This is a genomic window from Hymenobacter psoromatis, from assembly GCF_020012125.1.
Taxonomy (GTDB): Bacteria; Bacteroidota; Bacteroidia; order Cytophagales; family Hymenobacteraceae; genus Hymenobacter; species Hymenobacter psoromatis.
Map to the genome: position 1 here is coordinate 4,659,262 of NZ_JAIFAG010000001.1, position 14,857 is coordinate 4,674,118.

The window sequence follows — 14,857 nt, forward strand, 5'->3', positions numbered from 1 at the left end:
CTCTACCGCTTCACTTGCGCCGTTGCAACGAAGCGGTAGAGATGCTTCACTGCGTTCAGCATGACGTTCTTTTTTATCCTCTATGTTATTTCTAAACAGCTTTAACTCTTGTTTTTAAGCAAATCCTTTGGGAAGCCCTACCCCACCCCGACGAATAACCCCCCGCTTTTAAACTCCTTTTCCCCCCTAGCACTTGGTAGCGGCAGGGTACTTTTAGCCACGCTAATTTCACATGACTGCTTTCCGTTATTTCTGCCTGTTGCTGCTCGCGCTAGCCGGCCCCGTGGGGGCGCAGCCCACGCCCCAGGAATGGGAAAACCCCCTGCTTTTTGAGCAAAACAAGGAGCCGGCGCGCGCCAGCTTTATGCTCTACGACACGCCCGCCGACGTGGCCGCCGCCGACCCCGCCCGCTCGCCCTACTATCAGAGCCTGAACGGCCCCTGGAAGTTCAGCTACGTGGGCCGGCCCGCCGACAAGCCCCTGGACTTTGCCCGGCCCGACTTCGATGATGCCGCCTGGAAAACCATTGCGGTGCCGTCGAACTGGGAGATGCAGGGCTTCGGGGTGCCGATTTACACCAACATCATCTACCCCTTCCCGCGCAACCCGCCGTTTATTGATGGGCGCGACAACCCGGTGGGCTCCTACCGGCGCACGTTTGCGGTGCCGGCCGGCTGGGCGGGGCGCGAGGTGCTGCTGCACTTTGGCTCCATCACGGGCTACGCCGTGGTGTGGGTGAACGGCCAGCGCGTGGGCATGACCAAGGCATCGAAGTCGCCGGCCGAGTTTGACGTGACCAAGTACCTGAAGCCGGGACCCAACCAGCTGGCCGTGCAGGTAACGCGCTGGCACGATGGGAGCTACCTCGAAGACCAGGATTTCTGGCGGCTCAGCGGCATTGAGCGCACGGTGTACTTATGTGCCCTACCCCCCCAAACGGTGTGGGACTTCTTCCTGAAAAGTGACCTCGACGCCACGTACCGCCACGGGCAGTTTGGGGCCGACGTAACGCTGCGCGGCTTTGGGGGTAGCGCGGCCGCCCGCGCCGCCCGCCTCACGGTGGAGGTGCGCGATGCCGCCGGCCGCCTCGTGCTGCGCCAGCAGCAGCCGGTGGCCGCCTTCGGGGCCGGGGCTACTCAGCACGTCACCTTCGGCGGTACGCTTAAAAACGTGCGCCCCTGGAGCGCCGAGCAGCCCAACCTCTACCAGTGCCTGCTCACGCTGGCCGATGCCCAGGGCCGCCCGCTGGCCCTGACGGGGGCCGCCATCGGCTTCCGTAAGGTGGAGCTTAAAAATGGCCAGCTGCTGGTGAATGGCCGGGCCGTGGAAGTGCACGGCGTGAACCGCCACGAGCACGACCAATACACGGGCCATGTTATCAGCGAAGCTTCTATGCGCCAGGATATTGAGCTGATGAAACAGTTCAACATCAACGCTGTGCGCACCTGCCACTACCCCAATGCCGAGCTGTGGTACCGGCTCTGCGACGAGTACGGGCTCTACGTGGTGGACGAGGCCAATATTGAAAGCCACGGCATGGGCGATGAGCCCTGGGGCCTCGACAAAACCCAGCACCCCGCTTACCTGCCGCAGTGGGCCCCCGCCCACCGCGACCGCATTGAGCGGCTGCTGGAGCGCGACAAAAACCACCCCTCGGTTATCCTCTGGAGCATGGGCAACGAGTGCGGCAACGGCCCAATATTTCACGAGATGTACCGCTGGCTGAAGCAGCGCGACCCCAGCCGCCTAGTCACCTTCGAACAAGCCGGGGCCGACTGGGATACCGACATCATCGCCCCGATGTACCCCGGCCTGGATTCGTTGCAGCGCTACGGGGCGGCCCCCAACCGCACGCGGCCCCTCATCATGTGCGAATACGCCCACGCAATGGGCAACAGCACCGGCAACTTCCAGGAATACTGGGACATTATTCGCAGCAGCCCGCACCTGCAAGGTGGCTTCGTGTGGGACTGGGTGGACCAGGGCCTGCGCCAAACCGATGCCGCCGGCCGCGTCTGGTGGGCCTACGGCGGCGACTTGGGCGGCTACAATCGCCAGAACGACGAAAACTTTTGCGCCAACGGCCTGGTGGCCGCCGACCGCACCCCGCACCCCGGCCTGTGGGAAGTGAAGAAGGTGTACCAGGATATCCGTTTCAGCGCCGCCCAGCCCGCCACGGGCCGCCTCACGGTGCTCAACGGATTTTCGTTCAGTAGCTTAGATAACTACGCTTTCCGCTGGGAGCTGCTGAAAAACGGGGTGCTGGCCAAGGCGGGCACCTTCGTGGCCCGGCCGGCCGCCGGGCAGCAGCAGGAAGTACGGCTGCCGCTGGGGCCGCTGCCCGCCGCGCCCGGCACCGAGTACGTGCTCCAGGTATTTGCCAATACCAAAGCGGCCACCGCGGCGGTGCCGGCCGGCCACGAGGTGGCCCGCGAGCAGTTTGTGCTCACGCCCGAGGCCACCTACTTCGCGCCGCCTACCCCCGTCGCGGCCGCTGGCGAGCTGCGCGTGACGCGGGCCGGCGACCGGCTCAGCTTCGCGGCCGGCGACGTGCGCGGCGAGTTTGACACCAAGGCCGGCCGCTTCATTCGCTACGAGCGGAGGGGGCAGCGCGTCATCGACCAATTCCCGGAGCCTTATTTCTGGCGCGCGCCTACTGATAACGACTTTGGCAACAACATGCCCGAGCGCCTCGGCGTGTGGCGCACGGCCCACGCTCACCGCCTAGTGCAGCGCGTGGTGGTAGGCGAGCAAACCGCTGCCGGCCTGCCCATTACGGTAGATTACCTGCTGGCCGACCTGGGCGTGCCCTACACTGTGGCCTACCTCATTGCCCCCGACGGTGCAGTGCGCGTAACGGCCGCCATCGACATGACCGGCAAAAACCTGCCCGAGCTGCCCCGCTTCGGGATGCGCCTGGAGCTGCCCGCCCGCTTTGGCCAGCTGGCTTACTACGGCCGCGGCCCTTGGGAAAACTACGCCGACCGCCACTCGGCGGCCTTCCTGGGCGTGTACCACGACTCGGTTAGTGCCCAGCTGACCACCAACTACATCCGGCCCCAGGAGAGCGGCTACCGCACCGGCGTGCGCTGGCTAACGCTCACCGATGCCGCCGGCCAGGGCCTGCGCATCGAAGGTGCGCAGGCCCTGGGTTTCAGCGCCCTACCCACCCGCACCGAGTTTCTGGACCCCGGCCTCACCAAAAAGCAGCAGCATACCGACGATGTGCGCAGCTTCGATTTCGTGTGCCTGCAACTGGACCTGAAACAGCGCGGCGTAGGCGGCGACAACAGCTGGGGCGCGCTGCCCCACGCGCCCTACCGCCTGCTCGACAAGATGTATTCTTATACCTACACCATGCGCCTGCTGGGCGGCCCGCCCGGCAGCGCCCCGGTAGGCGCGCTCGGTAGGCGCGCTCGGCGCGGCCCCAAACCCGGCCTCCAACTAAAGCTAAGCCAGCGTTGATGGTCAGCTTGGGTCAGGCCCGGATAATGACCGAAATCCGATGCCAGCGCGAGATAGAGTATTTTATGGAATGCAGCGCTTATTATGACTTGCGCCGTTTAGGCTGGCTGAAGCAGGAAGTGAATAATGGCAGCGGGCGGCTGATTACTCCAATTTTCAACTGTACACCTAGTGCATAGCAACCTACGATTAACCCTGCTGATAGCCCTACTGAGCTTGCTGAAGCTACCAGCCCAGGCGCAGCAAACCGTCACGCAATACCTGTCGGGCACCGATAAGGACCACACCGTGCAGTGGGATTTTTACTGCACCAAGGGCCAGAACAGCGGCAAGTGGAGCAAAATCGCGGTGCCCTCGAACTGGGAAACCCAAGGCTTCGGCACTTATAATTATTACCGCGATGAGGTGAACCCTGATGAGCAGGGGCTTTATAAGCACGCGTTTCGGGTGCCGGCGGCCGGGCGGGGCAAGCATGTGTTTATCGTGTTTGAGGCCAGCATGACCGATACCGAGGTGAAAATAAACGGGCAGCTGGCGGGGCCGGTGCATCAGGGTGGCTTCTACCGCTTCAAATACGACATTACCGATAAGCTGAAGCCCGCCGGGCAGGACAACCTGCTGGAAGTGACCGTGAGCAAGCGCTCAGCCAACGCCTCCATCAACCAGGCCGAGCGCAAGGCCGATTTTTGGCAGTTTGGCGGCATTTTCCGGCCGGTGTACCTCGAAGTTGTGCCCGCCGCCTACCTCGACCGCCTGGCCCTGGATGCCCGCGCCGATGGCGCGCTGCGCGTCGATGCGTTTCCCGTGAATGCCAAAGCCGGCTACACCCTCACGGGCCAGGTGCAGGAGCTGGACGGCCGGCTGGTGGGCAAGCCCTTCGCGGTGAAAGCGGGGGTAGGGCTGGAAAAAACCACCTTGCGAACCCAAATAAGCGGTATTCGGGCCTGGAACCCGGAAGCCCCCAAGCGCTACGAGCTGGTGCTGACGCTGGCCAATGCCCAAGGCCCCGTGCACCGCATGCGGCAGCGCTTCGGCTTCCGCACGATGGAGCTGCGGCCCCAGGACGGCATCTACGTGAATGGCAGCCGGGTGATTCTCAAGGGCGTGTGCCGGCACAGCGAATGGCCCGAATCGGGCCGTACGCTGAGCAAGGAAATCAGCCTGCTCGACGTGGGTTTGATGAAGGAGATGAACATGAACGCCGTGCGGATGTCGCACTACCCGCCCGACACGCACTTTCTGAACGTGTGCGACTCGCTGGGCCTGTTTGTGCTGGATGAGCTGACTGGCTGGCAGGCCAAGTACGATACGCTGGTGGGCCGTAAGCTGGTGCGCGAGCTGGTGGAGCGCGACGTGAACCACCCGAGCATCATCTTCTGGGACAACGGCAACGAAGGCGGCTTCAACCGCGCCCTCGATGGTGACTACGCACTGTATGACCCGCAGAGCCGGCCCGTGCTGCACCCCTGGGAGCGCTTCAACGGCACCGATACCAAGCACTACCCCGACTTCAACTACGTGGTGAACTCGGTGCTGTATGGCAAGGAAGTATTCTTCCCCACCGAGTTTATGCACGGCCTGTACGACGGTGGGCACGGGGCCGGGCTGGAAGATTTCTGGAACATGATGCGCCAACACCCGTACTTCGGCGGCGGCTTTCTGTGGTCGTTTCACGATGAAGCCGTGGTGCGCACCGACCAGAACGGCCGCCTCGATGCGGCCGGCGACTCGGCTCCCGACGGCATCCTGGGGCCGCACCGCGAGAAGGAGGGCAGCTTCTTCACCATCAAGGAGTTATGGTCGCCGGTGGTGATTACCAAAAAATTCCTGGCCCCCGGCTTCGATGGCCACCTGGCGGTGGAGAACCGCTATCTCTACACCAACCTCAGCCAGTGCCGCTTCAGCTGGAAGCTGGTGTCGTTTCCGGGCCCCGGCGACCCGGCCACCGCGCCCAAAACCGACGCGGCCGGCACCGCCCCGGCCCCGGCGCTGGCCCCCGGTGCCGCGGGCCAGCTGGTGCTGCCGCTGCCCGCAGGCTGGCACCGAAGCGACGCGCTCTACGTGACGGCCACTGGCCCCGACCAGCGCGAAATCTTCACCTGGACCATGCCCATCGCCTACCCGACGCGCACCCGTCGGCCGGCCCCCGCGCCGGGCAGCCCTACCCCCCCCCAGGCCACCGAAGCGGCCGGCAGCCTGCAAATAAGCGCCGACGGTATCCGCTACGCCTTCGACCCGGCCACCGGCTACCTGCTAAAAGTAACTACTGCCAAAGGCGACGTGTCGCTGGGTGGCGGCCCGCGGTTGGCCGGCGTGCCGCAAACCCTGAAAAGCTTTCGCCACGCGGCGGCCGGCACCACGCAAATCGTGGAGGCCGACTACGAAGGCCAGGGCTTTCTCCACGTGAAGTGGACGTTTGCCGCCGGCCAGCCGGCCCACCTCGACTACCAGTATTCGCAGAAGGGCGAGGCCGACTTCCTGGGCCTCACCTTCACCTACCCCGAAGACCAGGTGACGGGCATGAAGTGGCTGGGTAGGGGACCCTACCGGGTGTGGAAAAACCGCCTCCAGGGCCAGCAGTTTGGCGTGTGGCACAAGGCGTACAACGACGCGCGTACCGGCGAAACCTGGCAGTACCCCGAGTTTAAGGGCTACTACGCCGACCTATACTGGGTAGTGGTGGAGAACAAGGAATCGCCCTTCACGGTGTATACCGACGACCAGAACGTGTTTTTGCAGATGCTCAAGCCGGCCCGGCCCGTGGGCGCGCGCACCGAGAACATGACCTCCGTCTTCCCCACCGACGGCAACCTGAGCTTTTTGAACGCTATCGCGCCCATCGGCACCAAGTTTCAGCCGCCGGCCCTGCTGGGGCCGCGCAGCCAGAAGGATATGATGCTTAACTACACGCCGGTTAGCGGTAGCTTGTGGTTTGACTTTCGGTAATTGGCGGCCGGCCCCTACCCCCCTGGCCGCGCCGAAGGGGGTGGGAAGTAGGGCCCGCCGCTCTTCAATATTTGGCTCTATGAAAGTACTTTCCTGCCTGCTTGCCACGCTCCTGGCCCTGGTGCCGGGCCTGCTGCGCGCTCAGGCACCCGCTACCGCCCAAACCGCTTACCCCTTCCGAAACCCCCAGCTACCCGCCGAACAGCGCATCGACAACATTCTGTCGCTGCTCACTTTGGAGGAAAAGGTTAGCTGCCTGGGCACCAACCCTAGCATTCCGCGGCTGGGCATTGTGGGCACGGGGCACTCGGAGGGCCTGCACGGGCTGGCGCTGGGCGGCCCGGCCCACTGGAACCGCCGGCACGAGGTGCCTACCACCCAGTTCCCGCAGGGCTACGGCCTGGGCGAAACCTGGGACCCCGACCTGCTGCGGCAGGTGGGCCGGGTGGAGGGCTACGAGGCCCGCTACGCGCTCCAAAACCCTAAGTACGCCACCGGCAGCCTAGTGATTCGGGCTCCCAACGCTGACCTGGGCCGCGACCCGCGCTGGGGCCGCACCGAGGAATGCTACGGCGAAGACCCGTTTCTGACCGGCACGCTGGCCGTAGGCCTGATAAAAGGCTTGCAGGGCGACGACCCCACCTACTGGCAAACGGCGGCGCTCATGAAGCACTTCCTGGCCAACAGCAACGAGGTGGGTAGGGAGCGCACTTCGTCAAATTTTGACGAGCGCTTGTTTCACGAGTACTACGCGGTGCCCTTTCGGATGGGCGTGACCCTGGGCGGCTCGCGGGCTTACATGGCTTCGTATAATGCCTGGAACGGCACTCCGATGATGGTGAACCCGGTTTTGCGCGACGTGACCGTAGATAAATGGGGCCAAAACGGCATTATCTGCACCGATGGCGGGGCGCTCAAGCTGCTGGTGCGGGAGCACCACTACTACCCCGATAGCGCGTGGGCGGCCGCCCAGGCCGTGAAAATGGGCATCAATCAGTTTTTGGACGACTATAAAATTCCCATCACCAACGCCCTGAAGGCGAAGCTGCTGACCGAGCTGGACATTGACCGCGTAATTCGGGGCGACTTTCGGGTAATGCTCAAGCTGGGCCTGCTTGACCCGCCCGGCGCGAATAAGTACGCCGCCATCAAGGACGGGCCGGAGCCGTGGCTGACCGACCAGCACAAGGCCGTGGCCCGGCTCGTGACTCAGAAATCCATCGTGCTGCTCAAGAACGAAGGCAGCTTCCTACCCCTCGATAAAAGCAAGCTCAAGACTATCGCCGTGATTGGGCCGCGCGCCGACCAGGTGCTGCTGGATTGGTACAGCGGCACGCCGCCCTACGTGGTGAGCGCGCTGGCCGGCATAAAGGCCAAAGTGGGTGACAGCGTGAAGATTACCTACGAGGAAACCAACCAAGACAACCGGGCCGTGAATGCCGCCCAGGCCGCCGACGTGGCCATTGTGGTGGTGGGCAACCACCCCACCTGCAACGCCGGCTGGGCCAACTGCCCCGATGCCTCGGAGGGCAAGGAAGCCGTGGACCGCAAGTCGCTGACCCTCAGCGATGAGGCGCTTATCAAGCAGGTGCGCCGGGCCAATCCGCGCACCATCGTGGTGCTGGTGTCGAGCTTTCCCTACGCCATTACCTGGACGCAGCAGAACGTGCCCGCCATTGTGCACCTGGCCCAGAACAGCCAGGAGCTGGGCAACGCCCTGGCCGACGTGCTCTTCGGCGACTATAACCCCGGCGGCCGCCTCACCCAGACCTGGGTGCGCGCGCTGAGCGACTTGCCGCCGATGCTGGACTACGACATTCGCAACGGCCGCACTTACCAGTACTTCCGGGGCGAGCCGCTCTACCCCTTCGGTTTTGGCCTGAGCTACACCACGTTCCGGTATTCCAACTTCCGCCTCGGGGGCCCGAAATTCAACAAAGCCGGCGAGCTGCTGGTGAGCGTGGACGTGCAGAATACCGGCGACCGCACCGGCGACGAGGTGGTGCAGCTCTACATCAGCCACCAGCACTCGGTGGTGGTCCGGCCCCAGCAGGAGCTGAAAGGCTTCCAGCGCGTCACGCTTAAGGCGCAGGAAAAGCGCACCGTGCAGCTCACGCTGCGCGCCGCCGACCTGCGCTACTGGGACGAAGGCCGCCAACAGTTCATTCTGGAAAAAGACGACCTGAACGTGCTGGTGGGGCCTTCCTCGCGCGAGGTGAAATTCCAGCAGGTAGTACGCCTCTAACTCATGTGCTGCCCCGCAAGCGCCGGGCGGCTTTACTTTGCTAATGGATAAGCCGTTGCCGCGCCCGTTTTCACTCCCCTTCTTTCATTCCCCCATGCTGCGTTTACGCTCGTTGTTCTTTGTGGCCCTACTCGTGCTGGCCGGCCGCGCCGGCCACGCCCAGGGCGCTGGCTCCTACCACCTTAGCTCGCCCGATGGTAAGCTGGAAATTACGGTGCAGGCCGGCCCTACCCTCACCTGGGCCGTGCGCCACGAGGCCACGCCGGTGCTCGCGCCTTCAGCCCTGGCCCTGACGCTGGCCACGGGCGAGGTGCTGGGCCAAAGCCCGGTGGTGCGGAGCGCCGTGCCCACGGCAGTTAATACCAGCTTCGCCACGCCGATATACAAGAAAAGCCAGGTAGTTGACCACTACAACCAGCTGACCCTGAATATGAAGGGGAGTTATGGAATCACGTTTCGGGCGTATGACGACGGCGTGGCCTACCGCTTTTTCAGCACCCGCAAGGGACCGCTGACGGTGCGGGCCGAAACGGCCACCTTCAACTTTACCACCGACGCGCCGGCGCTAATTCCCTTCGTGCGCGACCTGCGCGACCCCAAGGACTTCTACATCTCCTCGTTTGAGTCGCTCTACACCCCGCTCAAGCTCTCGCAGGTGGCCCCGCTCAAGCGCGATACGCTGGCTTTTCTGCCGGTGCTCGTAACGCTGGGCGACGGTAAGAAAGCGGCCATCGTGGAGTCGGATGTGGAGGACTACCCCGGCATGTTCTTGAAGGGTAACGTCGGGGCCGCGCCAGGCCTGCACGGTGGGTTTGCGCCCTACCCCACCGAGGAGCGCAATGGCGGCTTCCACAACATGCAGCTGCTGGTGAGCAAGCGCGCGCCCTACCTGGCCCAAACCCAGGGCAACCGCACCTTCCCGTGGCGCGCCCTGGTGGTGAGTACCGCCGATAAGCAGCTGGCCAACAACGATATGGTGTATAAGCTGGCCGCCCCCTCGCGCATCAAAGACGCTTCCTGGATTAAGCCCGGCAAGGTGGCCTGGGACTGGTGGAACGACTGGAACATCTCGCACGTCGATTTCAAGGCCGGCATCAACACGCCAACCTATAAGTACTACATCGACTTCGCGGCGGCCAATAAGCTGGAATACATTATTATGGACGAAGGCTGGTCGGAAGAAACTGACATTCTGAAGCCCTCGCCGGCCGTCGATTTGGCCGCGCTCCTCGCCTACGGCCAGCAGAAGGGGGTAGGAATATTGCTGTGGGCCAACTGGCGCGCCATCAGCGAAAAGATGGACGCGGCCTACGCCCAATACGCCAAAATGGGCGTGAAAGGCTTCAAGATTGACTTCCTGGACCGCGACGACCAGAAGATGATTAACTCGTCGTACACGCTGGCCCGCAAGGCGGCCGATAACCACCTGATACTCGACTTCCACGGGATGCACAAGCCCGACGGCCTCCAGCGCACGTATCCCAACGTGCTCAACTTTGAGGGCGTGAAGGGCCTGGAAAACAACAAGTGGACCCCCAACGACGACGTGCCGCAGTACGACACCAGCCTTCCCTTTATTCGGATGCTGGCCGGGCCAATGGACTACACCCCAGGGGCCATGCGCAACGCCACCCGCACCCAGTTCCGGCCCATCGGCTCCAACCCCATGAGCCAGGGCACGCGCTGCCACCAGCTGGCCACCTACGTGGTGTTTGAAGCCCCGCTGGAAATGCTCTGCGACAACCCCACCATTTACCAAAAAGAGCAGGAGAGCACCGACTTTATCGCCGCCGTGCCCACCGTGTTCGACAAAACGGTGGCCCTCGATGGGCGCGTGGGTGAGTACGTGGCCCTGGCCCGCCAAAAAGGTGATACCTGGTACGTGGGCGCACTCAACAACTGGGACCCGCGCGACCTGACCCTGGACCTATCCTTCCTGGGGCCGGGCCGCTACGAGGCCGTCGTCTTCCGCGACGGCGTGAACGCCGACCGCGATGCCACCGATTACAAGCGGGAGGTTATCAGCGTTTCGGCCCAGGATAAGCTGCCCATCAAGCTCAGCAACGGCGGCGGTTGGGCCGCCCGCATCTACCCGGCTAAGTAGGGTAGGGGCTGTTGTTTCGCCCTGCGCGGGGCACCTCACGAGACTTCTTTGGAGCACAATCCAAAGAAGTCTCGTGAGGTGCCCCGCTTGCGTTAGGGGCTGCCCATTAAAAAAAAGCAGCGTATTTGCTACCCCCCGGCAACCAGCCAAACCCCGCTGGCGCGATTAAAATATGCCTAATTAGCTGCCTGAGCCCCATCCTAAGCTGGTTTTGAATTTGGCTTAACGCCTTGCGCCCAGCAGCTACGTAGGTAGTGCTCTCTAAAACGGCCACTTTTTTGAGGAGGCGCTTTCGGCCGGAAGGCAGTGCCCGACCCGGCCAGCTAGTGCTATCAAAATCAGCGTGAAAATTAGGAAGCTATAGGCTTCGTTTAGTTAGTTGCTTTATGAGTGTGGAAATATCCCTATCATCGGAGCGCCAGCGGCGTGAGGCCGCCGAAGCCGAAGTGCTGCGGCTGCGGGCGCAGCTCGCCGCCCGGCCCGAAGCCGCGCCCGCCGCGGCCCTACCCCCCCCCCACCAGCAGCAACTGATTTGGCAGGTGATGGATAGTAGCCCCAACCTGATATACGTGGAAGACGAAGCCGGCAATTGTTTGCTGGCCAACGAACGCTACCGCCAGCTGCACGCGCAGGTAGCTTATCGGCCCGCGCCGGCCGCCGCAGCCGAAGGCCCCGTGTCGTTTGAGGAGTCGTACCAACTACCAGGCGGCGAAACAATCTGGTACTACACCACCAAAACGCCCCTGGTGCAGCCCGATGGCCAGCGCTGCCTGGTCACGTTCGCCTCGGAAATTACCGACCTGAAGCGGGCCAACCGCTTGGCCGAAGAGGCCGTGCAGGCGCGGCAGGTGTTCATGGCCAGCATGAGCCACGAGCTGCGCACTCCCCTGCACGGCATTATGGGCCTGGCCGAGCTGCTGCGCAAAAGTCCGCTCTCCGACGAGCAGGCCGACTATGCGGAGATGATTCAGGCCAGCACTGAGGGCCTGCTGGTTGTCATCAACGATATTCTCGACTTCGTGAAGCTCCAGGCGGGCCACCTCAGCCTCGAAGCCATCCCGTTCGACCTGCCCAAAACCGTGCGCGAAGCCGTGCGCTCGCTGGCCTTTCGCATGGATGAAAAGGGCCTGCTGCTGCGCTACGCGGGCTTCGACCAGCCGCTACCCCTGCTGCGCGGCGACCCCTACCGCCTGCGCCAGGTGCTGGTGAACCTGCTCAGCAACGCCATCAAGTTTACCCAGCGAGGCACCATCACCATTACCCTCGACACCGGCCAGCGCCGGGGCCTCGAGCTGCCCGTTACGCTAAGCGTAGCCGACACCGGCATTGGCATTGACGAAGCAAATCTGGGGCAGGTTTTTGAAAGCTTTAAGCAGGCTGACAGCAGCATTCCGCGCCTGTACGGCGGCACCGGGCTGGGGCTCACCATCTGCAAAAACCTGGTGGAGCTGCAAGGGGGTAGCATGGGGGTGCGCAGCACGCTGGGCAGCGGCACCTGCTTCTCTTTCACCATCCCGTACCCGGTGAGTGAAGCGCCCGCGCGCCAGGAGGCGGCCGTGGTGCAGCAGTCCGATTTGCTGCAAGGGCTCACCATTCTGCTGGCCGAAGACAACGCCGTGAATCAGCTAATCGCGGTGGCGATGCTGGGGCAGTGGCAGGCCCAGGTAGAGGTGGCCCACAACGGGGCCGATGCGCTGCACAAGGCCAGCCGCACCCGGTACGACCTCATTCTGATGGACGTGCAGATGCCGCATTTTGATGGCTTGGAAGCCACGGCCCGCCTGCGCGCCGAACCCGGCCTCAACCAGCACACGCCCATTGTGGCCCTCACCGCCGACGCGGTGAAGGTAGACGCCGGCTCGTACCAGTCGCTGGGCTTTACCGACTACCTCACCAAGCCCTACAACGAGGCGGCGCTGTACGCAATGCTGGCCCAGGTGAGCCGCCGCGCCCCGCTACTGCCGGTGCCCGCGCCAGCCTCAGCCTCGGCCCCGGCTGGACCCGGCTTAGCCTATGACTTGCAACTGTTTGGCCGCCTGGCCGATGACCAGGACTTCGTGAGTAAGCTGCTGGAAATATTCGTAACCACCGTGCCGGCCCAGGTGCAGGCGCTGCAAGAAGCGACCGACCACCGCGACTGGCTGGCCATCATCCGGGAAGCGCACCACCTGAAAACCACGTTTGGCAATTTCAACATCCAGCTCGAAATGGAGCAGCTGCGCCTGCTAGAGCGGCTGGCCGAAAGGCGAGCCTCGCGCAGTGAGTTTCAGCCGCTTATCAATGCGGTCGCGGCCGCCGCCGATTCGTACTGCGCTATTTTCCGGCAACGGCTGGCGCACACGCTTCAGCCGCAGTAGAGGGGGTAGGCAGAGAATCTGGCAGCCGGTTTTTGACCCCTCCTTGCCTTCGTAAAGTACCCGGCGGGCATGGTTGACTGCTATTTTGCGCGGTATCTTTAACCCGCCGCCGGCTGGTGCGGCAGCGGGGAGCCCGGCTGCCTGGCACCTCTATCTGCTTTATGAAAAAAACGCTGCTGGTCGTAGACGATGAGCCGGCCATCCGGTTTGTGCTGCAACGCTATTTCGAGCCGGATTTTACCGTTGTGCTGCAAGCCAACGGCCTGGAAGCCATGCAGTGGCTGGCGGCCGGCCACCAGCCCGACGTGATAGTGGCCGACTACAACATGCCTTTTCTCGATGGCCTGGAATTTGTGCGGCAGGTGCGAGCCAGCGCCGCGCACCGCCTCACCAACCTGCTTATGCTCTCGGGCCAGGACACAACCAGCACCCGAATTGCGTGCCTGCGGGCGGGGGCCGACGACTTTCTGGCCAAGCCTTTCAACCCCGAAGAGCTGAGCCTGCGCATTGCCAAGCTGTTCCAGCGCATCAGGGTATGAGGGTAGCCGCCGCCCGGCTGCGGGTGCTCTTGCTGGCGGCCGATGCCCAGGCCGCCGCCGGGTTTCAGGACCAGTACGCGCCCGAGCTGGACGTGGTGGTGGCTACTACGCCGGGCCAGGCGCTGGCCGCCGTGCGCGTGCCGCCACCCGGCGCGCCGCTCGCGGCCATCGTGAACGCGACCGACCCCGGCTCGCCGCTGGGGCTGCGCTTCGTGTATGAGCTGCGCCAGCGGCACGGCCAGCGGCAGCCCATCTTGTGGCTGGCCCCGGCGGCGGCCGTGCCCGCCCTGCGCGAGCTGCTGCTAGCCGTGAGCGGCAGCGACGTAGTGGCGCAGGAGGCCGGCCCCGCGCGGCTACTGGCGCGGCTCGCGGCCCTGGTGCGCCCGCAGCCCCTACCCCCCCCCGCCGGGGCCGAATGGCAAATGCCGCTCGCGAAGCGCGTGCTCGACGTGGTGGTAGCCAGCAGCGCGCTGGTCGTCCTGGCCCCGTTTTTTCTGCTGGTGGGGGCGCTCATTAAGCTAGAGTCGCGCGGGCCGGTCTTCTACTATTCCTACCGGGTAGGGGCCGGCTACCGGGTATTTAAGTTCTGGAAGCTGCGCTCGATGCGCTCCGACGCCGACCAGCTGCTAGCCACAATGGCCGGCCTGAACCAGTACCAGCCGGCTGCCGGCCCACCCGAAACCGCCGCCGCGTGGGCGCTGTGCGCGGCCTGCGCGGCCGCGGGCTCCCGCTGCTTGCAGCCCCTCATCGACGGGCGCGGCGAGGTGATTTGTGAGCGCTGGCACCGCCAGCTGCGCCAAGCCGCCGCCGCGCCCGCTTTCGTGAAGATTGTGAACGACCCGCGCGTAACCCGCATGGGTCATTTTCTGCGCAACAGTAGCATCGACGAGCTGCCGCAGCTCTACAACGTGCTGCGGGGCGAGATGTCGCTGGTCGGCAACCGGCCCCTACCCCTCTACGAAGCCGAGAAGCTGCTGACCGATGCGCACGCGCGGCGCTTTCTGGCCCCGGCGGGTATCACCGGCCTGTGGCAGGTGAGCCGCCGCGGCCGCCGCGGCCCGCTCTCCGACGACGAGCGCAAGGCCCTGGACAACGAGTATGCCCGCGATATTTCCTTCTGGAAGGATGTCAAGATACTGTTGCGGACCATTCCGGCGCTCTTTCAGCGCGAAAACGTGTAGCCAGCGGGTGCAGGGGGGG

Annotated in this window: 7 protein-coding genes; all 7 read left to right on the forward strand. The window is 64.0% G+C overall.

Annotation, left to right across the window (positions count from 1 at the left end; translation table 11 throughout):
* The first annotated feature begins 232 nt into the window (after positions 1-232).
* The 7 genes from lacZ (at position 233) to LC531_RS22840 (ending at position 14,838) form a co-directional block, all read left to right on the forward strand.
* Positions 233-3,466, forward strand: coding sequence for a beta-galactosidase, LacZ type (lacZ, locus tag LC531_RS20215; protein ID WP_223653515.1), 3,234 nt, complete (start codon positions 233-235; stop codon positions 3,464-3,466).
* A gap of 216 nt (positions 3,467-3,682) precedes the next feature.
* Positions 3,683-6,412, forward strand: a complete 2,730-nt coding sequence (locus tag LC531_RS20220) for a glycoside hydrolase family 2 TIM barrel-domain containing protein (RefSeq protein ID WP_223653517.1) — start codon at positions 3,683-3,685, stop codon at positions 6,410-6,412.
* Between the two features lie 79 nt (positions 6,413-6,491).
* Entirely contained in the window at positions 6,492-8,657 is a 2,166-nt protein-coding gene (locus LC531_RS20225) for a glycoside hydrolase family 3 C-terminal domain-containing protein (protein WP_223653518.1), read from the forward strand.
* Between the two features lie 94 nt (positions 8,658-8,751).
* Positions 8,752-10,761, forward strand: coding sequence for a glycoside hydrolase family 97 protein (locus tag LC531_RS20230; RefSeq protein ID WP_223653519.1), 2,010 nt, complete (start codon positions 8,752-8,754; stop codon positions 10,759-10,761).
* A gap of 392 nt (positions 10,762-11,153) precedes the next feature.
* Entirely contained in the window at positions 11,154-13,118 is a 1,965-nt protein-coding gene (locus tag LC531_RS20235; RefSeq protein WP_223653520.1) for an ATP-binding protein, read from the forward strand.
* 161 nt (positions 13,119-13,279) lie between these two features.
* The gene (locus tag LC531_RS20240) at positions 13,280-13,657 is read left to right on the forward strand and encodes a response regulator transcription factor (RefSeq protein WP_223653521.1); all 378 of its coding nucleotides are present in this window, start codon (positions 13,280-13,282) and stop codon (positions 13,655-13,657) included.
* Positions 13,654-14,838, forward strand: a complete 1,185-nt coding sequence (locus LC531_RS22840; protein WP_223653522.1) for a sugar transferase — start codon at positions 13,654-13,656, stop codon at positions 14,836-14,838. The genes LC531_RS20240 and LC531_RS22840 overlap by 4 nt, the downstream gene beginning before the upstream one ends.
* Positions 14,839-14,857: the final 19 nt, after the last annotated feature.

Bases quoted from the DNA above. Each gene is read 5' to 3' on its own strand.
- LC531_RS20225 (WP_223653518.1), top strand. From the start codon at position 6,492: ATGAAAGTACTTTCCTGCCTGCTTGCCACGCTCCTGGCCCTGGTGCCG.
- LC531_RS22840 (WP_223653522.1), top strand. From the start codon at position 13,654: ATGAGGGTAGCCGCCGCCCGGCTGCGGGTGCTCTTGCTGGCGGCCGAT.
- LC531_RS20230 (WP_223653519.1), top strand. From the start codon at position 8,752: ATGCTGCGTTTACGCTCGTTGTTCTTTGTGGCCCTACTCGTGCTGGCC.
- LC531_RS20240 (WP_223653521.1), top strand. From the start codon at position 13,280: ATGAAAAAAACGCTGCTGGTCGTAGACGATGAGCCGGCCATCCGGTTT.
- lacZ (WP_223653515.1), top strand. From the start codon at position 233: ATGACTGCTTTCCGTTATTTCTGCCTGTTGCTGCTCGCGCTAGCCGGC.